Raw genomic sequence first — 26,429 nt, forward strand, 5'->3', positions numbered from 1 at the left:
TCGACGGATGGCACAGACTCCGGCTCTCGCATCGCCTGGCCCGGAGGGGGCCGACGACGCACTCGGGACCGAGATCGAGCTCGACATTAGCAACGTCGCCCACGGCGGCGTGTTCGTCGCCCGGCACGAGGGCCGCGTCGTGTTCGTCCCCGACGTCCTCCCCGGCGAGCGGGTGCGGGTGCGGGTCAGCGAGGTCAGGCACGCGAGCTTCTGGCGCGGTGAGGCCCTCGAGGTGCTCGACGCCTCGCCCCACAGGGTCCCGCACGTCTGGCCGGAGGCGGCGCTCGACCGCGCTCCCGAGGAGCGCGTCGGGGGAGCGGAGTTCGGCCACGCCGACCCGGCTCACCAGCGGAGCCTCAAGCGTGCGGTCCTCGAGGACTCCTTCCTCCGCTTCGCCCGGCGCGAGGTGACCGTGGAGGTGGCGCCCGTCGCCGGCGACGTCGAGAACGGCGGGCTCGGCTGGCGCACCCGCAACCGCCTCCACGTCGACGACGACGGCCGGGTCGGCCCGTACGCGGCGCGGAGCCACCATGTCGTGACGGTCGACTCCCTCCCGCTCGCGACCGCCGCCTCCTCGGTCGCGGCGCCGCTCGGCCAGCGGCTCGCTCCGGGCTCGGTCGTCGACCTCGTCGACGCCGCCGGCTCCGAGGGGGCGGCCGTCCTCGTGCACGACCCGAGCGACAAGCGCGCGCGGAGGGACCGCACGGTGGTCGCCGAGTTCGTCGCCGACCGCACGTTCCGCGTCGATCGCGCCGGCTTCTGGCAGGTCCACCGCGGCGCGGCGGCGACTCTGTTCGAGGCCGTGCAGGAGGCGGTCGACGCACGTCTCGCGGACCCCCGCGCGGCCAACCACGACCTCTACGGAGGGGTGGGCCTGCTCGCAGCGGCGCTCGCCGACCGGCTCGGTGCGGGCGTGCGCATCACCAGCGTCGAGAGCGACGCCCGGGCGACCGAGCACGCGCTCGAGAACCTCGCCGACCAGGCGGGCGCGCGAGCGGTCACCGCGCGGGTCGACCGCTACCTCCGCGAGGCGATCGCCCAGGCCGATTCCCGCGAGCGCGAGCGCTGGCGGGCGGCGACGGTCGTGCTGGACCCACCCCGATCGGGTGCGGGCCGCGCCGTCACCGACGCGCTGATCGAGCTGGCGCCCGCGCAGCTCGTCTACGTGGCGTGCGACCCCGTCGCCCTCGCCCGCGACGTCGGATCGCTCGCGAGCGGCGGATACGAGCTCGAGCGCCTCGACGGCTTCGACCTCTTCCCGCACACCTCGCACGTGGAGGCCGTCGCTCGGCTCGTGCGCCGCTCGGCGTGAGCACCCTCCTCGCTTAAGATGGGCCCCGATGGAGTCGACGATGAACGCTGAGCCCGCCGCAGAGCCCCGCGTGCGCGTGGCCATCGTCGACGACCACGAGTCGGTGCGCCTGGGCGTGGCCGCCGCGATCGAGAGCGCCGGCATGCACGTCGTCGCCGCCGCAGAGACGGTCGGCGCCCTCGAGCAGGTCCTCGGCGGCACCGAGATCGAGGTCCTCGTGCTCGACCTCTCGCTCAACGACGGCTCGAGCATCACCGCGAACGTCAAGTGGGGGCAGGTGCGCGGCTCGGCGGTCCTGGTGCACAGCATCGCCGACCGGGTGGTCGCCGTGCGGGAGGCGCTCGCCGCGGGCGCGGCCGGAGTCATCCCGAAGTCGTCGCCGATGTCGACCGTTGTCGCGGCGATCAGGACGGTCGCCCGCGGCGAGGTCCTCAACAATCTCGAGTGGGCGTCCGCGATCGACGCCGACGACGACTTCGCCCGGGCCGTCCTCGGCCGCCGCGAGCGCGACGTGCTGCACCTCTACGCCTCCGGACTGCCGCTGAAGCTCGTCGCCGATCGGCTGCAGATCTCGGTCTCGACGGCGAAGGAGTACCTCGACCGCATCCGCGACAAGTACGTCGAGATCGGTCGCCCCGCCCCGACGAAGGTCGACCTCCTGCGCCGCGCGGTGGAGGACGGGATCCTCCCCGGCATCGATCCGGACGACGGCGATGCCGGGCGCTGAGTCGCAGCAGATCGTCCGCGCCCCGGCCAACCGGGAGCGCATCGACCGGATCATCGCCACCGTCGTCTCGTTCTTCGGCTTCGGCTTCGCCCTGCAGACGGTGCTGCCGATCCTCGCTCAGCTCCCCGACCTGCTCCCTGCGGTGGCGTGGCCCGTCCTGACCCTGGTCTTCGGGGCGCTCGCCGCCTCGGTCGTGACGGCGGTGCTGCGGCGTGGGATGCGGGTGACCGCGGTGCTCGTCGCCGGCAGCCTCCTCGTCGCCCTCCTCACCTGGCCGTTCTCGGTGCGCGCCGACGCGACCTCGACGGACGCGCCCTGGATCTTCTACCTGATGACCATCGGGACCGCGTTCTGCACCATCGTGGCGCCGCTCCGGGTGGCGATCGCCTACGCGCTCGTCACACCGGCGCTGTTCGGAGTGCTGCGGGTGCTGCCGTCGGGCGGAGCGGCCGAGCCCACTCGGGCCGTGCTGGACGCGGTCTACGTCGGCATCGTCGGCGTCGTGATGCTCGTGCTGATCACCGTGCTGAGGCAGTCGGCCGACGAGGTCGATCGGGCCCAGACCACCGCGATGAACCAGTACGAGGCCGCGATGCGGCAGCACGCGGGCGAGGTCGAGCGGGTCGAGGTCGACGCTCTCGTGCACGACAACGTCCTCGCGACGCTCCTCGCCGCCGCCACGGCCGAGTCGCCCGCCGAGCGCGCCCTGGTCTCGTCGATGGCGCGGCGAACGCTCGCGGTGCTCCTCCCCGAACGCGAGACCGAGGTCGCGGACGGTGACGTGCCCCTCGAGCTCGTCGAGCGGCAGCTCGCCCATGCCGGGTCGACCTTCGCCGCCGACTGCTCGATCGAGCTCGCCGACGGCGCCGACCCGCGGTCGAGCAGCGTGCCCCGCCCGGTCGCGGAGGCCGTCCTCGGAGCCGTCTGGCAGGCCCTCACGAACAGCGTCCAGCACGCGGGTCCCAGCGACCAGGTGCGCAGGAGCGTCCGCGGCGTCCTCGACGACCGGGCCGTGCGCGTCGTGGTCGAGGACGACGGCCGGGGGTTCCACGTCGCAGAGGTCCCGCGCGAGCGCCTCGGCATCCGACTGTCCATCCTCGAGCGGGTCCAGAACGTCGGAGGCGCGGCGCACGTCGAGTCCACCCCCGGCGAGGGCACGCGGGTCGTCATCGCCTGGCCGCCGACCGTCTCCCCCGGGGAGCGCTCGTCGTGATCACCTACCCCCGCCCGCTCCTCTACGCCCTCGGCGCCGTCTTCTCGCTCTACCACGTGGTGCTGGCCTTCTTCTCGTACCGCAGCTCGCCGCCGAACCCCGCCGACCTCGTCGCGGTCGCCCTCTACGTGGCCGCGACCGTGATCGCCCTGTGGCCGGGCCCGGCGCTCCGGATGAGCGCGCCCGTCGCCGTGGGGATGACGGCGGTGGCCATCGCCCTCCCGCTGCTGGTCGCGCCGTCGCTCGACCCCGGTGCCTCGAACGGCTACTCCACCTGGTACATCGCGGCGGTGGGCACGCTGATGACCATCGTCTGCGCCAGGAGGCGGTCCCTGGCCGCCTGGGCGGGAGTGGTGTTCCTCGTCGTCCACACCACGGTCTGGGCGGGCCCCGTCGCCCTCGCCACCCTGGGAGTCATCGGCGGAGTGGCGTGGGTCGGCATCTCGCAGCTGCTGATCATCGAGCTCGGCAGGGCGAGCTCCGAGGCGCGAGTCCTCGAGGCGGCGGAACGCGCGGCCGCCTCGTGGCGGGCGGCGGAGGAGGCGCACCTCAGCGAGCGGGAGGTGCGGCTCGAGCAGACCCGCGCCATCGCCTCCGACATGCTGCGACGGATCGCGGCGAGCGGCTCGGAGCTGAGCGACGAGGAGCGCCGCGAGTGCCGCCTCCTCGAGGCGTCCGTGCGCGACGAGATCCGCGGTCGGCGCCTCCTCGACGACGAGGTGCGCCGGCTCGTGCTCGACGCTCGGCGCCGCGGGGTGACGGTCTCGGTGCTCGACGACGGCGGGCTGGACCGCACCTCGGAGGAGGAGAGCGGCCGGGTGCTGCGCGAGCTCGCGCGGGCCCTCGGGGGGATCAGGGACGGAGTCGACCGCATCGTCGTCCGCACGGCATCGGCCGACTCGCCGTCGGCGGTCACCGTGGTCGGCCTGAGGACCGCGGGAGACGGCAGCGCCGGCGCCCTCGGCTCGGACGACGCGGCCGACGAGGTCGACGCCTGGGTCGAGATCCGGCGCGACGAGCGCACGCCCTCCGCCTGAGCGACCCGGCCGCCTGCCTGCTGATCGAGGAGCCCGCGGAGCGGGCGCACCGAGACCCGCCCTCGTCGGTCGTGAGGTGGCGATGACACGGTTGTTAACGGAGTGCGGCGGGCCGTCCACTCCTCCGAAGAGGGGGCCCGGCCCGCCGTCAAACCCCGAGTGAGGGTGATAACCCGAATATCACCCTCACTCGCCCCCAAAACACCCGCCCGCTTACCCTGGTCGGCGAGTGATTGGCAGTGCCCCCTCCGAGGAGTGAACACCTAACACGCATAATCATGCTCACCCGGGAACAGTCCAGGTAGTCGGCACTTTAGGGGACTAATCGGGGTACAAATCTCACGTTAGCTCGAGCATCGAGCGAAATCGGGGGACAGACACCGTCGAATCGGTCAGAGAGAGAACGAGCGCCAGGCACCGGGAGCGGGGTGGAGCGCTGCCCTGACGGCTCCGGATCGGGCGTTCCAGCCGCCCGTCACCTCCTGCGAGGGCTCCTGCCGCGCCGAGGTCCGCGACGCCAGCGCGGCCACGACGGCCGTCACGGCCGCGATCTGGCGGGCGTCGAGACCGGGGGTCGAGATGATGACGTCGGGGGCGGAATCCTGGGCGCTCATCCCGCGACGGTACCGCATGCCCCTCCCGGCCGGGAGTCGGCGGAGCGCCGTTATGCTGGCGCCGGACGTCGCGGGAGCGGCGCCTCCCATGGTTCTCGAACAGGAGCGCACCGGATGCCGTCGTGGTTCTCGAGGCGCGGCACGGCCGTCGTCCGCGCCCTGCGCCTCCTGCTGCGCCGCTCGCCCGCAGCCGTCTGGGTCACCGCCGTGCTCCTCGTCGCCAGCGCGACCGCGGGGACGCTCAGCGGGCCGGCGAGCGCCGAGACCAGCTCGACGTGGGCCGCCGGAGCGGGGACGACGCTCGGCGGTCGGCCGTGGACCGCGGTCACCTCGCTCCTGGTGTCCTCCGACCCGCTTCAGCTCGTGCTCGACGCCGCACTCGTGCTCGCACTGCTGGCGGCGGCGGAGAGGCGCCTCGGCCCCGCGCGGACGGTCGCGGTGTTCCTCGCGACCGGAGCGGTCGGGACGACGGTCGGCTCCCTCCTGCAGGCGGGCGGTGCCGCGGTCGGTGAGTGGTGGGCGAGCGACACCGTCGGCGACGCCACCTTCGACCCGCTGATCGGGGCGGTCGGCGCTCTGCTCGCGTCTACCGCGTTCATGGGGGCGCTCTGGCGACGCCGCATCCGCGTGACGACCTTCTCGATCGTCCTCATGTTCGTGCTCTACGCGGGTGACTCCGCCGACGCCTACCGGATGATCGCCGGCCTGGCCGGTCTGGGGCTCGGCGCGGTGCTGGCGGGAGGAGTCGCGGCGCTGCGGCCGAGGAGACCGGTCAGGAGCTCGCACCGGGAGTCGCGGGCGCTGATCGCGTCGGTCGTCGCCGTGACCGCCATCGGCCCGCTGGTCGCCGTCCTGTCCGACTCCGGTTACGGTCCGTTCTCGTTCCTCGGGCGCCTGCTGCAGAGCGCCTTCACCGGCACGGGTGATCTGGAGGATCCCTGCGGCGCTCTCGTGCGGCACTGCACCCATCACGTGCAGCTCAGCCTCGTGGCGCCCGGGCCGATCGTCCTCACCTTCGTGCCCCTCATCCTCCTGCTCGTCGCCGCCGCCGGCCTCCGCTCGGGCAGACGGCTCGGGCTGCTGCTCGCGATCGGCGTCAATACGGCGATCGCGGTGCTCGAGGTGTTCTCGTTGCAGCGGGCGACCCACCACTCCGAGTTCGAGTACTACGCCGAGTACCTCCTCTGGGTCGCGACCACGGTGCTCGTTCCGCTCGCGGTGGTCGTCATGCTCGCCCTCGGCCGACGGCACTTCCGCATCCGGGCCCCGCGTCGGGCGACGCGGCGGTGGTCGCGGATCGTCGGCACCGCCTTCGCAGTGGGTCTCGGCGGCTACCTCGCCCTCGCCGTCGCCGCCCGCACGAGCTTCGAGCCCGCGATCGGGATCGGGCGCCTCCTGCTCGACGGCCTGCTCCGCTTCGTGCCCGTCAGCTTCCTCGGCGGCCTGGGCCTGATGGCCGTGCCGCGCGAGCCGGTCGCACGGCTCGTGTTCGAGTGGGTCGGCCCCGTCTTCTGGCTACTGGTGATCGCGGCCGTGCTGTCCCTGCTGCGCGCGACCGACGTCCAGCGCGTGCGCGGCGACGAGGCGCGCTACCGCTCGCTGCTCGCCCGCTACGGCGCCGGCAGCCTCGGCCATCAGGGCACCTGGCAGGGGAACGAGCACTGGATCGCGCCCGACGGAGAGGGAGGCGTGGCTTATCGCGTCGTCGGCGGAGTCGCGATCACGCTGTCCGACCCGGCCTGCGCGCCCGAGAGACGCGCCGAGGTGGTCGCGGGCTTCGTCCGCTTCTGCGACGAGCGCAGCTGGACCCCTGTCTTCTACAGCATCCACGACGAGCTCCTGCCCGTCTTCGACTCCCTCGGCTGGCCGCGGATCTCGGTCGGCGAGGAGACGATCATCGAGCTCTCGGGGTTCGAGCTGACCGGCAAGCAGTGGCAGAAGGTGCGCTACCCGCTCAACCGCGGCATCAAGCTGGGGATCGAGGCAGTCTGGACGAGCTGGCCCGAGCTCTCGCTCGGCATGGCGAACCAGATCATCGACCTCTCCGAGCGCTGGGTCGCCGAGAAGGCGCTGCCCGAGATGGGCTTCACCCTCGGCGGCATCGACGAGGTCCGCGATCCGGATGTCGCCCTGCTGCTCGCCGTCGGTCCCGACGGGGTGCTGCAGGGCGTGACGAGCTGGCTGCCCGTGCACCGTGACGGCAACGTCATCGGCTGGACCCTCGACTTCATGCGGCGCTCGGACGACGCCATGCCCGGCATCATGGAGTTCCTGATCGCCTCCGCGGCGCTGCACGCCCAGCAGGAGGGCGCCGAGATCCTCTCGCTGTCCGGAGCGCCGCTCGCCACCGCACCGGTCGAGGAGGGGCAGGAGCCGCCGGAGCCGACGGTGCTGTCGCGCCTGCTCGAGTTCCTCGCCCGTACTCTTGAGCCGGCCTACGGATTCACGTCGCTGTTCCGCTTCAAGGCCAAGTTCCACCCGCGCTACGCCGGGCTCTGGATGGCTTACCCGGATTCGCTGCAGCTGCCGAGGATCGGTGCGGCCCTCGGACGGGCCTACCTGCCCGACGTCTCTGCGGCGGAGGCGCTGGCCTTCGCCCGCGCCCTCGGAGCACGGCCGGAGGAGCGGGCGCCCGCCGCCGAGAAGGCGCGGTGACCGCCGGAGCTCAGGGGTGGAGCTCGCCGCGGAGGACCCGGTCGGCCACGACCGTGAGCGCCGTCGACGTGGAGCGGGCGTACCGGCGCAGGACGTCGAACGCCTCCTCGGTGCTGATGTCGCGGGAGTAGGCGACGGCGCCCTTCGCCTGCTCGATCACCACGCGGCTGTCGAGTGCGCGCTGCAGCTGGCTGCGGACGGTGTCGCTCTCCTCGAGCGCGCGCTGGTGCAGGATGCCGATGGTCGCGACGTCGGCGAACGCCTGCACGACCGCGATGTCCTCGTCGGCGAGGAGCCCCGGAGCCGTGCGGAACAGATTGAGCGAGCCGATGCACTCGGTGCGGAGCCTCATCGGGACGCAGTGGACCGAGCGCAGTCCGAGCTCGAGCGCGCGGTCGCGGAAGCTCCACCACGCGGGAGCGACCTCCTCGACGTCGGCGACGACGACCGCCTCGCCTGACCGCAGGCACTCCATGCACGGGCCGGCGTCGTCCCGCAGTTGCAGGAGACCGATCAGCCGGGAGTCCTCGTCGGTGGACGCGAGGACCTCGGGGACCCCGCGGTGGTCTCGGAGGACGAGGCCGGCGGAGGCGGCCTCGAACAGCGACGCACTCCGGTCGACGAGGGTCTGGACGAGCTCGACGGTGTCGTAGTCGTCGACGAGGGTGTCGGAGAGCGTCACGAAGGTGTCGATGAGATCGTGCTCTCGGGAGCGGGCCGTCATGGTGTCGATCCTAGGTTTCGGGGGGTGAGGGTGGGAATCCGGTGCGGCGATCGGTGATCTCCTCGGCGACATCGGCGACGGTCCGGCCCAGGGCGAAGGCGTGCGCCCGCAGGAGCAGGAGCGCGTCGGCCGCCGTGGTGCCGTAGCGCGCGAGGATCATCCCCGTCGCCTGATGGATGACGCGCCGGGAGTGGGGGTTGCCGCGGCCCTCGGCGTCGTTGTCGGCCAGGACCTGCGCGACCAGCTGCAGGGCCGTGCCCGTCGTGCGCCGGCGGATGCGGTCGACGACCGTGGCGGCGAGCGGGCCGGGCCGCAGGTTGTACAGCTCCACGACTCCGACGTCGAGGCCGCCGACGCGCAGCGGGAAGGCGTAGACGGCGTCGACGGGGATCCTGCCCGCCTCGTCCGCGAACAGCGGCCAGCGGGGAGTTGCCTCCCGGACGTCGTCGACGAGGACCGGGCCTCGACTGCGCACGGCGTCCCAGCAGGGGCCCTCGCCGAGGTCGAGCTGGATCTCGTCGAGCCGCGCGGCCGCAGGATCGCTGGCGGCCAGCGTCTCGCCGGCGAAGGAGGACCCGATCGTCGAGATCGCGGCACCGCCCACCGGGAAGTCGTCGACGTAGGGCGTGCACAACCGGGTCAGTGCGTCGGCCGGCATCGATCCTCCGCTCCCTCGGACCGGTCGCTGCCGAGTCGCATCACGCTAGCAGCCGGCCGGGCGCGGGGTCGCCGCGCCCCCGGGTCAGAGCGGGATGTTGCCGTGCTTCTTCGCCGGGAGGTTCGCCCGCTTCGTCCGCAGCGCGCGCAGCGCCTTGACGACCGAGACCCGCGTCGCCGACGGCTCGATCACGCCGTCGAGCTCACCGCGCTCGGCCGCGAGGAACGGGCTCGCCACGTTGTAGGTGTACTCGTTCGCGAGCCGCGTGCGGACGGCGGCGACGTCCTCGCCCGCCTCCTCCGCCTTGCGGATCTCACCGCGGTAGAGGATGTTGACGGCGCCCTGACCGCCCATGACCGCGATCTCGGCGGTCGGCCAGGCGAGGTTGATGTCGGCGCCGAGCTGCTTGGACCCCATCACGATGTAGGCGCCGCCGTAGGCCTTGCGCAGGATCACGGTGACCAGCGGCACCGTCGCCTCGGCGTAGGCGTAGAGGAGCTTCGCGCCGCGGCGGATGACGCCCGTCCACTCCTGGTCGGTCCCGGGAAGGTAGCCGGGCACGTCGACCAGGGTGAGGATCGGGAGCGAGAACGCGTCGCAGAAGCGCACGAAGCGGGACGCCTTCTCTCCCGCCTCGATGTTGAGAGTGCCGGCCATCGCGCTCGGCTGGTTGGCGATGATGCCCACCGAGCGCCCCTCGACTCGGCCGAAGCCGATGACGATGTTCGGAGCGAACAGCGGCTGCACCTCGAGGAAGTCGCCCTCGTCGACGATGTGCTCGATCACCAGCCGCATGTCGTACGGCTGATTGGGGCTGTCCGGGATGATCGTGTCGAGGAACCGGTCGGCGTCGGTGGTCTCGAGGTCGACCTCGGTGTCGAAGACGGGGGCCTGCGAGAGGTTGTTGTCCGGGAGGAAGGAGAGCAGCGTCCGCGCGTAGTCGAGCGCGTCGTTCTCATCGCTCGCGAGGTAGTGCGAGACGCCCGAGATCTTGTTGTGGGTGAGCGCGCCGCCGAGCTCCTCCATGCCGACGTCCTCGCCGGTGACGGTCTTGATCACGTCGGGGCCGGTGACGAACATCTGGCTGGTCTTGTCGACCATGATCACGAAGTCGGTGAGCGCGGGGGAGTAGACGGCGCCGCCCGCCGCCGGTCCGCAGATGATCGAGATCTGAGGGATGACGCCGCTCGCGGCCGTGTTGCGGCGGAAGATCTCGCCGTACTTGCCCAGGGCGACGACGCCCTCCTGGATCCGCGCTCCGCCGGAGTCGAGGATGCCGATGATGGGGACGCCGGTCTTCAGCGCGAGGTCCATCACCTTGATGATCTTCTCGCCGGCGACCTCGCCGAGCGAGCCTCCGAAGATCGTGAAGTCCTGCGAGTACACGGCGACCTGGCGGCCGTGGATCGTGCCGGTGCCCGTGACGACCGCGTCGCCGTAGGGACGCTTCTTCTCCATCCCGAAGGCGTGGGTGCGGTGCCGGACGAACTCGTCGAGCTCGACGAACGATCCCGGGTCGAGGAGGGTGTCGATCCGCTCGCGCGCCGTCATCTTGCCCTTGGCGTGCTGCTTCTCGATGGCGGCCTCGCCGCTCGCGGTGACCGCCTCGTGGTAGCGGGCCTTCAGGTCCGCGATCTTCCCCGCGGTCGTGTAGAGATCGGGCGCGGGACGTTCGATGTTCGCGGTCACTCGCTCACCTTACCGGCGGGTGCGGGGGCACCCCCCTTGTCGGGACGGCACAGGGAGGGGGCGCCTGGGCAGGAGGATCGGCACAACGAGGTCGGCCGCTCGCCGCCTCCCGACGCTGGTCCGCACCGCGGGATCGGACCGCATCGACCGGCCCCGGGCTCCTCCCGGAGGCGGCCGGTAGCGTGGCCGCATGCAGCTCCCGCTCTCGCGATCCGTCTCTCCGCAGGTCCTCTGGCTCGAGAGCGCCGGCTCGACCAACGACGAGCTCCGCGTCCGGGCGACGGCGGACCCCTCGGACTGGCCGCACCTGTCGGTGGTCGCGACCGACGACCAGCGATCGGGTCGCGGGCGGCTCGGCCGGGTCTGGCAGGCGCCTGCGGGGCGGACCCTCGCCGCGTCCACCCTCGTCGACGGCTCGCACCTCGCGCCCGGAGCCGTCGGCTGGCTGCCCCTGATCGCCGGTGCGGCACTCGCCCGCGCGCTCGCCCCCTCCGTCGACGTGCCGGTGGCCGTCAAGTGGCCCAACGACGTGCTGCTGGCGGGCCGGAAGACGGCGGGCATCCTGGCCGAGCGACTCCCCGACGGACGGGTGATCGTGGGCACCGGCGTCAACCTCCTCCTGACCGAGGAGGAGCTGCCGGTGCCGACGGCGACGTCGCTCGCCCTCGCCGGAGCGGCGGCGAGCGACCCCGACACGGTCCTGTCGGCCTTCCTCACGGAGTTCTCCGCACTGCTCGCTTCCTTCCTCTCTCTGGGTGATGCGGAGGCGTCCGGCACGGCCGACGCGGTGCGCGCCCACTGCGGAACGCTCGGTCGCCCGGTGCGGGTGGAGCTCCCCGACGGGAGCACTGAAGAGGGGACCGCCGTGGCTCTCGACTCCGACGGCCGGCTGGTGCTCGAGCAGGGCGGGCGGCGCACCGCCTTCTCGGCGGGCGACGTCACGCACCTCCGGCAGTGAGTGCCGGCCGATGACCGATCCAGGCGCTCCCGAGCGCGAGCTGGCACGGCTCACGCCGCGGGCCCGCTCGGCGTTCGCTCCCGTCGTCGGCTTCCTCCTGCTGACCTGGACGGGCTTCTACTTCGCCGCCCAGTTCGAGCTCGACCTCCAGCGCTGGATCATCGCGCTCGGCACCGCGGTCCTCGTGCTGCTCCTCTGCGCTCCCGGCGTCGCCCGCTGGGCGAGCATCCGGTACCGCATCACCGACCGCGGGCTCCGGGCGCGCAGGGGCGTGCTGAGCGCGCGCCGGGCCGAGCTGGTCTTCGATCCGCGCATGGTCGTCACCGTGACGCGCAGCCTCGCCCAGCGGATCGCCCGCTGCGGGGACGTCGCGATCGAGCAGGGCGGAGAGCCGCTCTTCGTGCTGCGCGACCTGCCGGACCCGGATCTCGCCGCCGCCGTGCTGCGCGAGGCGATCGCCGCCGCGCCCGCGCACGAGTGGCCTGACGGGCCCGCCCCGGTCTGACACCGACCCCGGCGCCCGACGCTTCGTCGCTACCATGGATGCGCCCCGCGACGGCGGGCGGAGACGGAGGAGCGTCATGCGCGTCGGCGTGATCGGAGGCGGCCAGCTCGCCCGGATGATGATCCCCGCGGCGGTCGAGCTCGGCATCGAGATCGCGGTGCTCGCGGAGGCCGACGGGGCGTCGGCCGCACTCGCCGCGACCGTCGTCGGCGACTACCGGGACGAGGAGACCGTGCTCGCCTTCGCCGAGACGGTCGACGTGGTGACCTTCGACCACGAGCACGTCCCGCAGCCGATCCTGCGCGAGCTGGTCGCGCGCGGTGTCGCCGTGCACCCCGGCCCCGATGCCCTGCTGTACGCGCAGGACAAGCTGCTGATGCGCCGGCGGCTGAGCGACCTCGGCGTCCCGGTGCCCGACTGGGCCGCCGTGAGCACCGCGGACGAGCTCGCCGCGTTCCTCGAGGACCACGGCGGCCGCGCGGTCGTCAAGACCGCCAGGGGCGGCTACGACGGCAAGGGCGTGCGCGTGGTGCGCGGCGCCCGCGAGGCCGACGACTGGTTCCAGGCCCTGGCCGAGGACGGCCGGGGCGGCGCGCTGCTGGTCGAGGAGCTCGTCGACTTCCGGCGCGAGCTCGCCCAGCTCGTCGCCCGACGGCCGTCGGGGGAGACCCTGCTGTGGCCGGTCGTCGAGTCGGTCCAGCGCGATGGAGTCTGCGCCGAGGTCTTCGCGCCGGCGCCGGCCTCTGCGGGACGGGTGGCCGCGGTCGCCGCCGAGATCGCCGAGACGATCGCCGAGCGCCTCGACGTCACCGGAGTGCTCGCCGTCGAGCTCTTCGAGACGACGGACGACCGCATCCTGGTGAACGAGCTGGCGATGCGCCCGCACAACAGCGGGCACTGGACGATGGACGGCTCGACCACCTCCCAGTTCGAGCAGCACCTCCGGGCGGTGCTCGATCTCCCGCTGGGAGCGACAGGCTGCCGCGATCCGTGGACCGTGATGGTGAACGTGCTGGGCGGCCCGGTGGGGGAGTCGTTGACCGACCGCTACCCCCGCGTCCTCGCCGAGCATCCGGCCGTGAAGGTGCACAACTACGGCAAGCAGCCCCGCCCCGGGCGCAAGGTCGGGCACGTGAACGCGACCGGCGACGAGCTCGATCTGGTCGTCTACGAGGCGCGTGCCGCGGCGGCCATTCTCACGGACTGACCCGTACCATGGCTCCGTGACGAGCCAGAAGACCGCCCCCGCCCGCGCCGTCGGAGATCCCTCGTGAGCGCGGGCGCGCTCGTGAACGGCTCGTTCCCCCTCGTCGGCGTGGTGATGGGCTCCGACTCCGACTGGTCCGTCATGCAGGCCGCGTCGACGACGCTCTCCGAGTTCGGCGTCGCCCACGAGGTCCGCGTCGTGTCGGCGCACCGCACCCCGGAGGCGATGATCGACTACGGCCGCGGGGCGCGTTCGCGTGGACTGAAGGTGGTCATCGCGGGCGCCGGCGGTGCCGCGCACCTCCCGGGCATGCTCGCCGCCGTGACCAGCCTCCCCGTCGTCGGCGTCCCGGTGCCGCTCGCGCGCCTCGACGGTCTCGACTCCCTGCTCTCGATCGTGCAGATGCCGGCGGGGGTGCCCGTCGCCACCGTCTCGATCGGCGGTGCCCGGAACGCGGGCCTGCTCGCGGTGAAGATCCTCGCCACGGCCGACGAGTCGCTCTCGGAGCGGCTGGACGCCTTCGCGGCCGACCTCGAGGTGCAGGTCGCCGCCAAGAACGACGCGCTGGTGGCGAGCCTGTGACGGCGATGACGCTGCCGCTGCGTCATCCCGATGTGCGCTCGAGCGCCGTCATGACGCGACGCGCCTGGTGGCTCCTCGTCGGCAACTTCCTGGTGCCCGGTTCCGCCCAGGTCCTCGCCGGCAACCGGCGCCTCGGGAGGCTCGGCCTCGGCTTCACGCTCGGACTGTGGGTCGCGCTTCTGGTGGCGGTCGTCCTCTACTTCGTCTTCCCGACCGGCCTCTACACGCTGGCCACCTTCGACCTGTCCATGCTCGTGCTGCAGGCGGCGCTCGTCGCCTACGGCGTCGTGTGGCTCGTCCTCACCCTCGACACCCTCCGGCTCATCCGCGTCGTGCGGGTCCGGCCCCGGATGCGCGCGGTGCTCGCCTTCGCGACGATCGCGCTGCTGGCCGTCTCGGTCGGCTCCACCGCCTACGGCACGTACCTGGTCGGGGTCACCCGCGGCACGCTGTCGTCGATCTTCGGCGGCGGTGCGATGGAGGCGCCCATCGACGGGCGGTACAACATCATGCTGCTCGGCGGAGACGCCGGAGAGGACCGCGAGGGGCTGCGCCCCGACAGCATCTCAGTGGTCAGCATCGACGCCTCCACGGGCGCGGCGACGATCATCGGCGTCACGCGCGAGTTCAGGGACTTCACCTTCGCCGAGGACAGTCCGATGCACGAGCTCTACCCGGACGGCTACAACTACGACCACTGCAACGTCAGCGTGTGCAAGCTGAACTCGGTCTACACGGAGGTCGAGCTCAAGAGTCCCGAGCTCTATCCCGATGCGGTCGCCGAGGGGAGCGAGCCGGGGATCGAGGGGATGCGCGACGCCGTCGAATCGATCCTGGGCCTGCCGATCCAGTACTTCGCGCTGATCGACATGGAGGGCTTCGCCCAGCTGATCGACGCGCTCGGCGGGGTGGACATCAGCTACGACGGCACCGAGCCGCTGCCGCTGGGCGGCCTCCTCGACTCGGACGGGGTTCCCTACGGCGTGAACCAGTGGATCGAGCCCGGCGACTGGCATTTCAACGGTGAGCAGGCGCTCGCCTACGCGCGGTCCCGCATCACCTCCGACGACTACGCCCGGATGCAGCGGCAGCGTCAGGTGCAGGAGGCGCTGGTGCGCCAGTTCGAGCCGGCGAACGTCCTCTCGAAGTTCCAGGACGTCGCCGAGGCGGGTTCGCAGGTGATCAAGACGGACGTGCCCCAGGGGATGCTCGGCTACTTCGTCCAGCTCGGACTGAAGACGAAGTCCCAGCCGATCGCGAGCCTCGAACTGACTCCGCCTGCGATCGACCCGGAGGAGCCCGACTACGACCTCGTGCACTCGATGGTGCAGGAAGCGCTGTTCCCGGACGACTCCGGCCAGTAGCAGCCGGTGCTCTCAGCAGGAGCGGCGGTGCTCAGAGGTCGGCGTGCAGCGCCCAGACGCGCTCGGCGGAGTCGCGCCAGCTGAACGCCCGGGACCGGTCGCGGCCGGCGACGGAGAGCCGCTCGCGCAGGCCCCGGTCGCCGAGCACGCTGCTCATGGCGAGTGCGAGTCGCTCCGGGTAGTCCTTCGCGTCACCGCGCTCGACCGCGACTCCGGCATCGGCGGCCACCTCGAGCAGCGCGGGGTCGTCGGAGTGGACCACCGGGACCCCGAAGTGCATCGCCTCGAGCACGGGCAGGCCGAACCCCTCGGCGATGCTCGGGTAGACGAAGAGGGTGGCCCGGTCCAGGACGACGGCCAGATCGGCGTCGCTGAGCACGCCGAGGGCGCGCACGCGGTGCTCGTCGAGACCCTGCTCGTCGGCGACGGAGGCGATGTCGAGCTCGCCCCAGCCGGCGGGTCCGACGATCAGCAGCGGGATGTCGGGCGCCGAGGAGCCGCCGAAGGCGGTGATCAGCGAGACCAGGCCCTTGCGCGGTTCGAGCGTCCCGACGCTGAGGACGTACTCGCCCGGGAGGCGCAGCGCCTCGGCCCGCGCGTCGGCGTCATCGGGGAGGACGAGGCCCGAGCCCACCGCGCCGCCGATGACCCGCAGCCGGTCGCCGAAGTCGAGCACCTGCGAGAGCTGCTGGGCGACCGCGTGGGTGGGCACGACGACGGCGTCGGCGTACTTGCGCGCGCGCTTGGCCATCGCCCGGTGCCACTTCGCGCCGTGCGGCGTCAGGGTCTCCGGATGCGTCCACGGCACCGTGTCGTGGATGGTCACGGCGATCTGCTCGCCCTCGCGGCCCTCGTGGCTGCGGAGGGGGGCGAAGAGGCTCGGGGCGTGCATCATGCCGCCGCCGACCGGGATGCCGATGCCGAACTGCCAGGCGCGGGAGAGCTCGCGGCGGCCGAGGTGCAGGCGGTGGATGCGGGCGAGACCGGGCAGCCGGAGGCGGAGCTCCTCCTCCTTCTCGGGCGGGTAGGCCGACACGACGGCCTCGACCTCGCAGCCGCGGGGGGCCGTGCTGATGAGCTCCCGCGTGAGCTCCTCGGTGTAGCGCCCGATCCCTCCCGGGACCCGGGCGAGCATCTGGTCGACGACGACCCTGAGCGTCGTGGTCACGGGGTGACGGCCTCGAGCGGGGCGGCGGCCAGCGCGTCCTGCCAGGAGCGCAGCGGCGCGAGGCCGGCGCGGCTCCAGCCGTCGTGTCCGAGCACGGAGTAGGCGGGGCGGGGAGCGGGACGCACGAAGCTGCCGCTGTCGGTCGGACGGATGCGCTCGGGATCCAGGCCCGCCTTCTCGAACACGGCGCGGGCGAAGCCGAACCAGGTCGTCTCTCCGGCGTTCGTGCCGTGGTACACCCCGGCGGGCGCTCCGGAGTCGACCAGCTCGACCAGTCGCGCCGCGAGGTCGCCGGTCCAGGTGGGCTGCCCGCGCTGGTCGTCCACGACGGTGAGGGTGTCGTGGGAGCCGGCGAGACGCACCATCGTCTTCGCGAAGTTGCCGCCGTGGGCGCCGTAGAGCCAGGCCGTGCGCACGACGTAGCCGCGCTCCGGGTTCGCCTCGAGGACGAGCTCCTCGCCCTCGGCCTTCGTCCGGCCGTAGGCGGAGATCGGCTCGCGCGGGTGCGACTCGGAGTACGGGCTGGTCGCCGAGCCGTCGAAGACGTAGTCGGTGGAGACCTGGACGATCGCGGCGCCGATCTCGGCGGCGGCGACGGCGAGATGGCGGGCGCCGACGGCGTTGACCCGCCGCGCCTCCTCCTCGTCGCTCTCGGCGTCGTCGACCCGCGTGTAGGCGGCGCAGTTGAGGACCGCGTCGTGGCCGGCGACGGCCGAGCGCACGGCGTCGAGGTCGGTCACGTCGAGATCGCTGCGGCCGAGAGCCGTGAAGGAGCGGTCGCCGAGGACGGCGCGGAGGTCGGTGCCGAGCATGCCCGAGGCGCCCGTGATGAGGAAGGTCACCCGTTCATCATGCCGGAGGCGGCACCCGCGGCGGCGGAGGCTCCGCTGCCGTGGCAGTGACATCCGGGCGCAACACGCTCTCGTTACACTGGCGTCCGTGCAGATCAGAGAGCTCGACATCCCCGACGTGTACGAAGTCACTCCGCGCCAGTTCCCCGACGACCGGGGGGTGTTCTACGAGTTCTACCGCTTCGACCACCTCGCCGAGAAGGTCGGCCACCCGCTCTCGCTCCGCCAGGGCAACACCTCGGTCTCGCGCCGCGGAACGGTCCGCGGGATCCACTTCGCCCAGATCCCCCCGTCGCAGGCCAAGTACGTCTCGTGCTTCTCGGGGGCCGTCCTCGACTACGTGATCGACGTGCGGGTCGGCTCGCCCACCTTCGGGAAGTGGGAGTCGATCCTGCTGGACGACGTCGATCGCCGCTCGGTCTACATCGCCGAGGGCATCGCGCACGCGTTCGTCGCGCTGACCGAGGGCGCCGTCGTCTCCTACCTCGTGAACGCCACCTTCGACCCGGTGCGCGAGAAGGGCATCGATCCGCTCGACGAGCAGATCGGCCTGCGGTTCCCGGAGGAGGCGGGCGAGCTCCTGCTCTCGCCGAAGGACACCGAGGCGCCCACGCTCGCCGAGGCCGAGGCGCAGGGGATCCTGCCGACCTGGGACGAGGCGCGGGCGTTCTACACCGAGCTGGACGGAGCGCAGTCGTGAAGGGGATCATCCTGGCGGGTGGGTCGGGGTCGCGGTTGTGGCCGATCACGAAGGGCATCTCGAAGCAGTTGATGCCGATCTACGACAAGCCGATGGTGTACTACCCGCTGTCGACGCTGATGATGGCGGGCATCGACGAGGTGCTGGTGATCACGACTCCGGAGTACAACGATCAGTTCCGTGCTCTGCTGGGCGACGGGTCGGCGCTGGGCATGTCGATCTCGTACGCGGTGCAGGCGTCTCCCGACGGGCTCGCGCAGGCGTTCCTGATCGGGGAGGAGTTCATCGGTGACGACTCCGTCGCGCTGGTGCTGGGCGACAACATCTTCCACGGCACCGCGCTGGGGACCGCGTTGGCGGCGAACACGGACATCTCGGGAGCGGTGATCTTCGCCTACCAGGTCGCGGATCCTCGCGCGTACGGGGTGGTGGAGTTCGACGACGCGTTCCGTGCGCTGTCGATCGAGGAGAAGCCCCAGAAGCCCAAGAGCAACTACGCGGTCCCGGGTCTGTACTTCTACGACAACGACGTCGTGGGAATCGCGAAGACGATCGAGCCGTCGGCGCGGGGCGAGTTGGAGATCTCGACCGTGAACGAGCGGTATCTCGAGGCGGGGACGTTGAACGTGCAGGTCCTGGACCGGGGCACGGCGTGGCTGGACACGGGGACGTTCGACTCGATGATCGAGGCGACGGAGTTCGTGCGGGTGATCGAGCAGCGTCAGGGGTTCAAGATCGGCTGCATCGAGGAGATCGCCTGGCGCAACGGCTGGATCGACGACGACCAGCTCGCCGCCCTCGCCGCCCCCCTCGTCAAGAGCGGCTACGGCGCCTACCTCAACCGCCTCCTCGAGCTCGGACGCTAGAGCGCCTCGGCCTCAGCGGGTCGGGCGCAGGCGCATCAGCGCGACCCGGGCGCCGAGGCCGAGGCGCACCGCGGCCCGGATCGGCGCCTGGTACCAGGCGTCGTACTTCTGCGCGAGATAGAGGTAGGCGCTGCGGTGGTGCACCGCGAGCATCCTGGCCGAGGCGAGGCGCGTGGAGTGGCCGCCGAGGTGGGAGACGACCGCGTCGGCGAGGTACACGTTCGACCAGCCGCGGCGGCCGAGGGAGTCGCCGAGCTGGACGTCCTCGAAGTACATGAAGTACCGCTCGTCGAAGCCGCCGATCTGCTCGAACGCGCTCCGGCGGACCATCACGCACGCGCCGGAGAGCCAGCCGGCCGTCATGCTGCCGTGCTCGAGGGTCTCGACCGCGCGCGAGCGCCGGTACCTCCTCGACCACGGGTTGCCCGGCCAGACGTGCGCGAGGAGCGCGTGGCCGATCCCGGTGCCGAGCGACGGAAGGGCCCGCGCGGAGGGGTAGATGCTGCCGTCGGAGTCGAGGATCCGCGGTCCGATCGACCCGATGCCCTCGTCGGCGATCGCCGCCTCGTAGAGGGCGTCGATCGAGCCCGGGAGGAACACCGTGTCGGGGTTCGTCACCAGGATCCACTCGATCTCGGGCCCGAGGCGGTCGACGGCGTAGTTGACCGCCTTGCCGTAGCCGAGGTTCTGCCCCGTCTCGTGGAACAGCACGTGGGGGAGCCGCTCGACGACGCGGCGGACGGAGTCGTCGGTGGTGGCGTTGTCGACGACCACGATGCGGACGTCGTGCTCGGTCGCCTCCGGGATGGACTCGAGGCAGGCGCGGAGGACCTCACCCGAGAAGTGGGTGACGACGACGACCGCGATGGGCAACGTCGAGCGGGCGATGAGAGCCTCCGGGAGTGCGGCGTCGACGGGCGGGGGCACCGTCGGAAGAACTCACCGAGGCTAGCAGGCCGGGACCGCGGCGACCCGCGAGGCACTCGGCGGAGTGAGCGCCGCGGGCGGCGTCTCGCGCGGTGCGGGCCTCAGCGGGCGGCGGGCTCGATCTCGTCGACGATCCCGCCCAGGTCGGGAGCGATGTCGCTCGTCCCGGCCGGCTGCCTGAACACCACGAACTTGTAGAGGCAGAAGTTCCAGACCAGGCCGACCAGGACCGCGACGAGCTTCGCCGCGTTGATCGCGAGGAACGCCTTCTCGCCCGCGCTCGGCAGGAAGAGCAGCGAGGTGCCGAATCGGGTGTCGAAGAAGCGCTCGAAGCCGTAGATGATCAGGGACTGCAGCACGAGCGAGCTGAAGCCGGTGACCAGGAAGAACGTCGCGAAGGTGCGCAGCGTCGGGCGCTCGGGGTGCCGGAACACGAAGAAGTGGTTGAGGAGATAGGAGACCGAGATGCCGACGGTCACCGAGATCAGGTTGGCGACCAGGGTCGGCAGGCCGACCAGCAGGGACAGCGCGTTGAGGATGAGGAAGTCGAGCGCCGTGTTGAGCGATCCGGCGACGATGAACCGCACCTTCTGCGATTCCCACCACGTTCCCGACCGACGCGACACGGGTCCTCCTCCTGCCAGCCCCCGCCCGATCGAGCGCGGCCCGGCCGAGAGTACGCGTCGGATCTGAACTGCAGCCCCTCCCCGTGCGAACTGAACCTGAGAACAGGGGCGCGGCGCACCGCTCCCTCTCATCCGGAGGGGATGGTGCACGCTGGTAATGTTCGACCGCCTCCGCCCCGCCGGACCGCCCACGCCTCGCCCGAATCGGATTCTGATGCTCTCGCTCACCATCGTCACCCCCACCTACAACGAAGCGGACAACATCGGCGAGCTGCTCCGGCGCATCGCCGCCGCGGCGGCCAGGGAGCCCGGGGTGCGCATCCGCTCCGTCATCGTCGACGACTCCTCTCCGGACGGGACCGCCGAGAAGGCCCGGGCCCTCGCCGCGGAGCTCAGCAGCGAGACGTTCTCGGTCGAGGTGCTCGTGCGCACCGAGAAGGAGGGACTCGGGGCCGCCTACCTCTGGGCGTTCGGGGTGGTCCTGGACGGCGCGGACGCCCCCGACTACGTGCTGCAGATGGACGCCGACCTCTCGCACGACCCGAAGTACATCGCCGACTTCCTGCGCGAGGTGCGCGCGGGCGCGGACTTCGTCGTCGCCTCCCGCTACATCCCCGGAGGAGGCACGCCCGACTGGACGCTCGACCGCAAGATCCTGAGCCGGGGCGGCAACATCTACACGCGGGCCCTGCTGGGGTCGCGGCTGACCGACTGGACGGGCGGCTTCAACCTCTTCAGCCACGAGCTGCTCGAGCGCGTCCACTTCGAGACGGTCGACGCCGCGGGCTACGGCTTCCAGATCGCGCTGAAGCACCGCGCTCTCGCCTCGGCGAAACGCGTCCGCGAGATCCCCATCGTCTTCCTCGACCGCACGGAGGGGACCTCGAAGATCCCCGGCAACACGCTGCTCAAGAGCCTCCTGCTCGTCCTGCGCATCCGCCTCGGGCGAGACGGGTCGTGATCGCGGGAGCCGCCGGGCGGCGGAGCCGGTGGACCGTGCTCGGTCTCGAGGCCGCGGGTCTGCTGCTCGTCCTCTCGGCGACTCTGCTCGTCCTGGGCCGCCTCTCGAGCACTCCGTGGTGGAGCTACCTGCTCTCCGACGGCGACTCCCTCGCCCTGCCGCTGCTCGTGCAGTCGGTCGAGCGGGGCGAGCCCTTCCAGTGGGTCATGACGAGCCAGCTCCTGGTATTCCCCGAGCTGCCGCTGTATCTGCTGAGCCTCGTGCTCGCCGGCGGCGGCGCGGTGGGCGCCCTGGTGGTCAACGCGTTCGTCAACGTCGCCGTGCTGCACCTCTCGGTGCGCTGGCTCGCGGCCCGGGTGCTCGCCGGGCGCCCGCAGCTCTGGCGGGTGGGAGCCGCGACCGTCGCCACGGGCATCGTCGTGCTGCTCTCGGCCACCGAGGGACGCGGTCTGATCAACGCGGGCGCGTTCGCGAGCGGGATCCTGCTCACGACCTACTACTCCGGCGTCGCGCTCGCGGCCGTCCTCGCGCTCGCGCTGATGGCCGAGGCGAGCGGCGGCTTCGACCCGGCTCGCCCGCCCCGGCCCCTGCGGACCGCCCTGGCCCTGCTCGGCCTCGCGATCGTCTCGGCAGCGACGACGCTCTCGAATCCGCTCTTCGCGCTCCAGTTCACCGCCCCCGCCGTCGTCTCGCTGCTGGCGGTGCTGATCCTGAGGCGGATGTCGTGGCGGCGCGTGCTGCTGATCTCGGCCGTCCTCGTGGCGAGCGCGGGGATCGGCTACGTCGCGCGCGGGGCGCTGGCCCGGTTCGTCGCGGTCGACGCCGCCACGTACCTTCACATCGAGCGCGCGGGCACCGCCGTCGACGGCTTCATCCTCCAGATGCGCGACGTCGGCTCGACCCGCCTCGGGAAGCTCGAGATCCTGATCGTCGTGCTGCTGCTGCTCGCGGCCTGCCTCACCCTGGTGCTCGCCGTCGCGACGCAGGTGCGGCCGGAGTCGCCGTGGTCGGTCGCCGACTCGAGCGTCGTGATCGCGACGTTCGTGCTCGTCGCCTCCGCCTCCCTGCTCGTCGGGCAGGTGATCACCGGCAGCCTCGTCAGCCGCTATCTGCTCCCGCTCGCCGTGTTCCCGGCACTGATGGTGCTCCCGGCCGCTCAGGAGTGGATCCCGCCCCGCATCGCCGCACGGTTCCGAATGCTCCGGCCCTGGCGGATCGGGTCGGCCGCGCGAGGGGGACTGGCGGTCGCGGTCGCCCTGGTCGTCGTCGGTGCGGTGGTCGTCGCCGGTCCCGCCGTGCGCACGGCGGCCGCCGAGGCGGGCAGCACTCCCGAGCGGGCCTGCCTCGAGAGCTGGATCGGGGACCGCGAGGTCTCGGGAGTCGGCTCGTTCTGGAGCACCCGCCCCCTCGAGCTCTACGGGGGCGACCGCGTCGACGTGCAGCAGGTCAACTTCGACTTCACCGCTCAGCTCTGGATGAACAACGCGGCCTCCTACCAGGGCACGACCTTCAGCTACGTGCTCGCCGACCGGGAGCCGGACTGGGCGGCGCTCGCGCTCGGCCACCTCGGCGAGCCCGCGTCGATCACCGCGTGCCCCACCTTCGACGTCTACGACTACGCGGGCACCCCCGGAGAGGCGGAGTTGAACAGGATCATCGACGGCAGCATCGAGAAGGCGAGGGACGAGCGTGGCTTCTGAGCAGAACGGGCCGGCCCCCGTCCGTCGCCGCGCGCGGAGGTGGGTGCGCGAGGCCGTCTGGGCCCTCGCGGCGGCGCTCGTCTCCGTCCTCGCGGCGATGATCGCGCTGGGCGCCTCGCCCGGCACGCTCTCCGAGCGGTGGCGGGTCGGCGGCGACGACCAGATCCTGCACTACATGCTGTTCCGCAGCGCGACGCAGTCGTTCCCGTTCGCCGAGAACGGCGCCCTCGGCTTCCCCGACGGCTTCAACGCCTTCTTCACGGCGCAGTTCGACCTGGCGTCGGCCCTGGTCGCCGGCGTGCTCGCCCTCGTGATCCGAGACGGCTTCCTGCTCCTGAACGTCTTCTACCTCCTCACCTTCGCCTTCGTCGCCGTGACGGGCTACGCGTTCTTCCGCTGTCTGCGCGTGCCGCCGTGGACCGCCGCCCTGGTCGCGACGGTCTTCAGCCTCGCTCCCTACCACTTCCTCCGGATCAGCGCGGGCCACGCGTTCCTCGCCAACTACTGGGCGATCCCGCTCCTCGGGATCCTCGTGCTCGTGGTCGCGGGGGAGCGGACCGACCCGTTCCGAGCCTGGCGCTCGCGGGGAGCCACTCCTCGAGCCCGCCTGCTCCGCGGCGCCGTCCCCGTCGTGCTGCTGCCGGCGATGATCGCGACGACAGGCGGCTACTACTACGTGTTCACCGTGATCGTGCTCGGGGGCGTGTGGCTCCTCGGTGCGCTCGCCGGACTCGCCAGCAGGGTGCCGGTGCGCGCGATCCTGGCGCGGGTCCTCCCGCTCGGTGTCCTCGGCGTGCTCGTCGCGGCCGAGCTCGTGCTGCTCGGGGGCGACTGGGGCGAGCGCTACGCCCCCTACTTCGAGAGCAGGGGAGTGGGCGAGTCGGAGGACTTCGCGGGCAAGATCCTGTCGCTGTTCCTGCCCTGGCAGGGCACGGAGGTGCCGAAGATCGGCGCGCTGCCGAACATCTACGAGAACGCGACGGCGGTCGCCGTGAACACCGAACCGCCGGGGATGTCCCTGATCGCCATCGTGGGCCTCTGCCTCCTCCTCGCCTCGCTGCCGATGCTGGGGCTGGTCGGCGGGCGGGCCCTGCGGACCACGGCCTTCGGCCGCTTCGTCTCGGACGAGCACGTGCGGGTCCTCGCCGTCGCCCTGCTGTGGACGCTCCTCTTCTACGTGGTGACCGGCTTCGGCATGGCGGTGGCCCTGATCGCGGGGACGACCATCAGAGCGTGGTCGCGCCTGTCGATCGTCATCGCGCTCCTCGCCCTCGGCGCGGTCGCCATCGGTCTCGCCCGCATCGGACGGCGCTGGGTCCGTTTCGCCGTCATCGCTCTGCTCGTGGTGGTCGGCGTGCTCGACCAGCTCGCGGGCGTGGCGCGCATGGTGCCGATCGCGCCGACCGAGGACGAGGAGATGACCTCGTTCGTCGCCGAGGCCGATGCCGCGCTCCCGGACGGCTGCGGAGTCGTGCAGCTGCCGATCAAGAGCTTCCCGGACAGCGGCGCGATCGGCGAGATGGCCGACTACGACGAGGCGCTGCCCTACCTCTACACCGAGGGCGACCATCTGTCGTGGAGCTACGGCTCGATCCGCGGGACGACCGGCTACGACGTCTTCGGCGGGGTCGGCACTCCGGAGGAGTTCGCCGCGGCCGTGGAGGAGAGCGGTGCGTGCGCGGTCTTCGTCGACACCGCGGCCTACGTCGACAGCGAGGGCGCCTGGTACGACGACGTCGTCGCGGTGAGCGGGTCGCTCACTCCGGTGGCGCAGTCCTCGTCGGGTCGGTGGCTCGTCTTCTCCGTGGTCCCGTGAGAACGACTCCCGGTCAGAACAGTCCCCAGGGCTGAGCGTAGACGTCGAACGGCTCCTCGTAGAAGTAGACGGTGTAGCCGCCGAGCTCGACGCGCTCGTGCGCGGGCAGCACCGTCGAGGTCCTCAGCTCCTCGTCGTTGTACTGCCCGGTGTTCACGACGATCACGGGCGCGCCCGCCTCGGCGGCGAGGGTCTCGTAGCCCGGGTAGCGGCGGGTGACCAGCGCCGCGACGGTGACCTCCTCGTTGGTCGAGGCCGTGAGAGCGTAGCTCAGCCAGTAGTTGCCGTAGACGTGGTCGGCACCGCGGCTCTCGAGCAGCTCGGCGACGGGGACGAAGCCGCCGTCGAAGCGGTTCGCCGTGTCGACCCGGAAGTGGTCGCTCCGGTCCCACACGCCCGAGGTGGTCACCGCCGCGGCGATGAGCACCGCGACGACGGCGACCGGCGTCCAGCGCGAGACGAGCCAGGCGCCCGCGAGCGCGAACGCGGGCAGGAGGAACACGCCGTAGCGCACGGAATCGGGTCCGAGGTCGAGACCGGCGCCGATCACCAGGACCGCGACGACGAGGATCGTCCCCGCGCCCACGAGGAGGAAGGCCACGCGGCGCACCGCGACGCCGAGAACCAGGAGCCCGACGATCAGGACCACGGCGGTCCAGCCGATGACGGAGCTCGAGAAGTCACCCGGCTCGGTGCGGAAGGCGACAGGGAGCATGTCGTGGAAGAGGGCCGTGACGCTGTCGACGGTCGGATGCCAGTCGCCGGTGCCGAGGGGCTGCGTGGCCTTCTCGCTGCGCAGCGCCTCGACGATCCAGGGTGAGGCGGTGACGGCCGCGGCGGCGATCCCGAGCAGCCAGTGCAGAGGTCGGCGGATGTCGCGGACGACGAGGGCCAGCACCGCCGGTGCCGCCAGTGCGACGCTCATCGGCGAGGACCAGAGGGCGAGCCCGCTCAGCGCGCCCGCGAGGAGCCATGAGAGCAGCGGACGGCGCAGCGGCGCGGAGGCCACCGCGACCACGCCGAGCGCGACGGCGATGCTCGGTCCGTAGAAGCCGGGGTCGCGGGTGCTCACCTGCAGCAGGACCACGCCGGGGAACCAGAAGAGCAGCCCCGCGGCGAGCCCGGCGGCGGGGCCGGCGGCGCGCGCGGCGATGCTCCTGAGCAGCACCGCGCAGAGGAGGAACCAGAGACTCGAGACGATGGCGAGCACCTCGATGTGCGCGCCGAACACCGTCATCACGAGGCCCGCGGTGGTCTGCAGCAGCGTGCCTCCGTAGGACTGGCCCCAGAAGAAGGCGGGGAACTCGCCGTCGGCGACGTGCTTCGCCATCAGGTAGACCACGGCGTGGTCGGCATCGAGGACGTGCCCCGGGCTGACGATGAAGAGGATGCGCAGGACGAGGCCGACGGCGGCGAGGCTCCAGAAGACCAGGCCGTACGCGTGCGCGCGGGCGAAGCCGACCGCGGACCGGCGTGTCGCGCGGTCGGCGGAGCCTTCGAGGGTGCGATCCTCGCGAGTGGCCCGCTCCTGGGTCGACATGGTCCGCTCCGTCTGCTCGTGGGCCGCCC

24 protein-coding genes are annotated in these 26,429 nt (G+C 72.0%); 15 read left to right on the plus strand and 9 right to left on the minus strand.

The annotated features are described in order from the left end of the window. Positions 1 to 7 precede the first annotated feature (7 nt). Genes B9Y99_RS04085 through B9Y99_RS04100 form a run of 4 tightly spaced genes read left to right on the plus strand, consistent with a single transcriptional unit; the run spans position 8 to position 4,289 of the window. Positions 8 to 1,312, plus strand: coding sequence for a class I SAM-dependent RNA methyltransferase (locus tag B9Y99_RS04085; protein ID WP_085475293.1), 1,305 nt, complete (start codon positions 8 to 10; stop codon positions 1,310 to 1,312). 40 nt (positions 1,313 to 1,352) lie between these two features. Beyond that, entirely contained in the window at positions 1,353 to 2,039 is a 687-nt protein-coding gene (locus B9Y99_RS04090; protein ID WP_244274759.1) for a response regulator transcription factor, read from the plus strand. Further along, entirely contained in the window at positions 2,026 to 3,252 is a 1,227-nt protein-coding gene (locus tag B9Y99_RS04095; protein ID WP_085475295.1) for a sensor histidine kinase, read from the plus strand. Before B9Y99_RS04090 ends, B9Y99_RS04095 begins: the two co-directional genes overlap by 14 nt. Continuing rightward, on the plus strand, positions 3,249 to 4,289 hold the full coding sequence (locus B9Y99_RS04100) for a hypothetical protein (protein WP_085475296.1): 1,041 nt from the start codon (positions 3,249 to 3,251) through the stop codon (positions 4,287 to 4,289). Before B9Y99_RS04095 ends, B9Y99_RS04100 begins: the two co-directional genes overlap by 4 nt. Positions 4,290 to 4,681: 392 nt before the next feature. Here B9Y99_RS04100 and B9Y99_RS04105 read toward each other — a convergent pair whose 3' ends face one another. Then, complete coding sequence (locus B9Y99_RS04105; RefSeq protein WP_165759528.1) at positions 4,682 to 4,903, minus strand: acyl-CoA carboxylase epsilon subunit; 222 nt, start codon at positions 4,901 to 4,903, stop codon at positions 4,682 to 4,684. A gap of 114 nt (positions 4,904 to 5,017) precedes the next feature. Between B9Y99_RS04105 and B9Y99_RS04110 the strand changes: the two genes are divergently transcribed. Then, positions 5,018 to 7,558 carry a bifunctional lysylphosphatidylglycerol flippase/synthetase MprF gene (locus B9Y99_RS04110; RefSeq protein WP_085475298.1) on the plus strand — a complete coding sequence of 847 codons (2,541 nt, stop codon included), beginning with the start codon at positions 5,018 to 5,020 and terminating at the stop codon, positions 7,556 to 7,558. 10 nt (positions 7,559 to 7,568) lie between these two features. On the opposite strand, the gene B9Y99_RS04115 is transcribed toward B9Y99_RS04110, so the two are convergent. The 3 genes from B9Y99_RS04115 to B9Y99_RS04125 form a co-directional block, all read right to left on the minus strand. Next, positions 7,569 to 8,282 (minus strand): GAF and ANTAR domain-containing protein, encoded by a 714-nt coding sequence (locus tag B9Y99_RS04115; RefSeq protein WP_085475299.1) that lies wholly within the window; start codon positions 8,280 to 8,282, stop codon positions 7,569 to 7,571. 10 nt (positions 8,283 to 8,292) lie between these two features. Then, entirely contained in the window at positions 8,293 to 8,940 is a 648-nt protein-coding gene (locus tag B9Y99_RS04120) for a GAF domain-containing protein (protein ID WP_085475300.1), read from the minus strand. Between the two features lie 84 nt (positions 8,941 to 9,024). Next, positions 9,025 to 10,629: an acyl-CoA carboxylase subunit beta gene (locus tag B9Y99_RS04125; protein ID WP_085475301.1), complete on the minus strand. Its 1,605-nt coding sequence runs from the start codon at positions 10,627 to 10,629 to the stop codon at positions 9,025 to 9,027. Between the two features lie 190 nt (positions 10,630 to 10,819). Here B9Y99_RS04125 and B9Y99_RS04130 point away from each other — a divergent pair, with 190 nt between their 5' ends. The 5 genes from B9Y99_RS04130 to B9Y99_RS04150 all read left to right on the plus strand — a co-directional run bounded on the left by B9Y99_RS04130 (position 10,820) and on the right by B9Y99_RS04150 (position 15,245). Beyond that, entirely contained in the window at positions 10,820 to 11,587 is a 768-nt protein-coding gene (locus B9Y99_RS04130) for a biotin--[acetyl-CoA-carboxylase] ligase (RefSeq protein WP_085475302.1), read from the plus strand. A 10-nt stretch (positions 11,588 to 11,597) separates the two neighbouring features. Further along, on the plus strand, positions 11,598 to 12,092 hold the full coding sequence (locus B9Y99_RS04135) for a PH domain-containing protein (RefSeq protein ID WP_085475303.1): 495 nt from the start codon (positions 11,598 to 11,600) through the stop codon (positions 12,090 to 12,092). Positions 12,093 to 12,168: 76 nt separating this feature from the next. Further along, positions 12,169 to 13,299, plus strand: a complete 1,131-nt coding sequence (locus B9Y99_RS04140) for a 5-(carboxyamino)imidazole ribonucleotide synthase (protein WP_129587884.1) — start codon at positions 12,169 to 12,171, stop codon at positions 13,297 to 13,299. 114 nt (positions 13,300 to 13,413) lie between these two features. Beyond that, positions 13,414 to 13,881, plus strand: a complete 468-nt coding sequence (gene purE / locus B9Y99_RS04145) for a 5-(carboxyamino)imidazole ribonucleotide mutase (protein ID WP_085476226.1) — start codon at positions 13,414 to 13,416, stop codon at positions 13,879 to 13,881. 5 nt (positions 13,882 to 13,886) lie between these two features. Further along, complete coding sequence (locus B9Y99_RS04150) at positions 13,887 to 15,245, plus strand: LCP family protein (protein ID WP_085476227.1); 1,359 nt, start codon at positions 13,887 to 13,889, stop codon at positions 15,243 to 15,245. 31 nt (positions 15,246 to 15,276) lie between these two features. On the opposite strand, the gene B9Y99_RS04155 is transcribed toward B9Y99_RS04150, so the two are convergent. Beyond that, complete coding sequence (locus tag B9Y99_RS04155; protein ID WP_244274760.1) at positions 15,277 to 16,413, minus strand: glycosyltransferase family 4 protein; 1,137 nt, start codon at positions 16,411 to 16,413, stop codon at positions 15,277 to 15,279. Continuing rightward, on the minus strand, positions 16,410 to 17,255 hold the full coding sequence (gene rfbD, locus B9Y99_RS04160) for a dTDP-4-dehydrorhamnose reductase (RefSeq protein WP_280157838.1): 846 nt from the start codon (positions 17,253 to 17,255) through the stop codon (positions 16,410 to 16,412). Before rfbD ends, B9Y99_RS04155 begins: the two co-directional genes overlap by 4 nt. 97 nt (positions 17,256 to 17,352) lie before the next feature. Between rfbD and B9Y99_RS04165 the strand changes: the two genes are divergently transcribed. Then, on the plus strand, positions 17,353 to 17,964 hold the full coding sequence (locus B9Y99_RS04165; RefSeq protein ID WP_085475306.1) for a dTDP-4-dehydrorhamnose 3,5-epimerase family protein: 612 nt from the start codon (positions 17,353 to 17,355) through the stop codon (positions 17,962 to 17,964). Beyond that, positions 17,961 to 18,830, plus strand: a complete 870-nt coding sequence (gene rfbA / locus B9Y99_RS04170; RefSeq protein WP_085475307.1) for a glucose-1-phosphate thymidylyltransferase RfbA — start codon at positions 17,961 to 17,963, stop codon at positions 18,828 to 18,830. Before B9Y99_RS04165 ends, rfbA begins: the two co-directional genes overlap by 4 nt. Positions 18,831 to 18,842: 12 nt before the next feature. On the opposite strand, the gene B9Y99_RS04175 is transcribed toward rfbA, so the two are convergent. Both B9Y99_RS04175 and B9Y99_RS04180 read right to left on the minus strand, forming a co-directional pair. Beyond that, positions 18,843 to 19,757 (minus strand): glycosyltransferase family 2 protein, encoded by a 915-nt coding sequence (locus B9Y99_RS04175; RefSeq protein ID WP_244274761.1) that lies wholly within the window; start codon positions 19,755 to 19,757, stop codon positions 18,843 to 18,845. A gap of 101 nt (positions 19,758 to 19,858) precedes the next feature. Continuing rightward, on the minus strand, positions 19,859 to 20,383 hold the full coding sequence (locus tag B9Y99_RS04180) for a GtrA family protein (RefSeq protein WP_244274762.1): 525 nt from the start codon (positions 20,381 to 20,383) through the stop codon (positions 19,859 to 19,861). A gap of 214 nt (positions 20,384 to 20,597) precedes the next feature. Here B9Y99_RS04180 and B9Y99_RS04185 point away from each other — a divergent pair, with 214 nt between their 5' ends. The 3 genes from B9Y99_RS04185 to B9Y99_RS04195 are packed head-to-tail and all read left to right on the plus strand — an operon-like array spanning position 20,598 to position 24,860. After that, the gene (locus B9Y99_RS04185; RefSeq protein ID WP_085475309.1) at positions 20,598 to 21,344 is read left to right on the plus strand and encodes a polyprenol monophosphomannose synthase; all 747 of its coding nucleotides are present in this window, start codon (positions 20,598 to 20,600) and stop codon (positions 21,342 to 21,344) included. Beyond that, entirely contained in the window at positions 21,341 to 23,044 is a 1,704-nt protein-coding gene (locus B9Y99_RS04190; protein WP_085475310.1) for a hypothetical protein, read from the plus strand. The genes B9Y99_RS04185 and B9Y99_RS04190 overlap by 4 nt, the downstream gene beginning before the upstream one ends. Next, entirely contained in the window at positions 23,034 to 24,860 is a 1,827-nt protein-coding gene (locus tag B9Y99_RS04195; protein ID WP_129587885.1) for a hypothetical protein, read from the plus strand. The genes B9Y99_RS04190 and B9Y99_RS04195 overlap by 11 nt, the downstream gene beginning before the upstream one ends. Positions 24,861 to 24,873: 13 nt before the next feature. On the opposite strand, the gene B9Y99_RS04200 is transcribed toward B9Y99_RS04195, so the two are convergent. Further along, entirely contained in the window at positions 24,874 to 26,400 is a 1,527-nt protein-coding gene (locus tag B9Y99_RS04200) for a glycosyltransferase family 39 protein (protein ID WP_085475312.1), read from the minus strand. Between the last annotated feature and the right edge of the window lie 29 nt (positions 26,401 to 26,429).

The sequence above is a fragment of the Rathayibacter oskolensis genome (genome assembly GCF_900177245.1).
Classification (GTDB): domain Bacteria; phylum Actinomycetota; class Actinomycetes; order Actinomycetales; family Microbacteriaceae; genus Rathayibacter; species Rathayibacter oskolensis.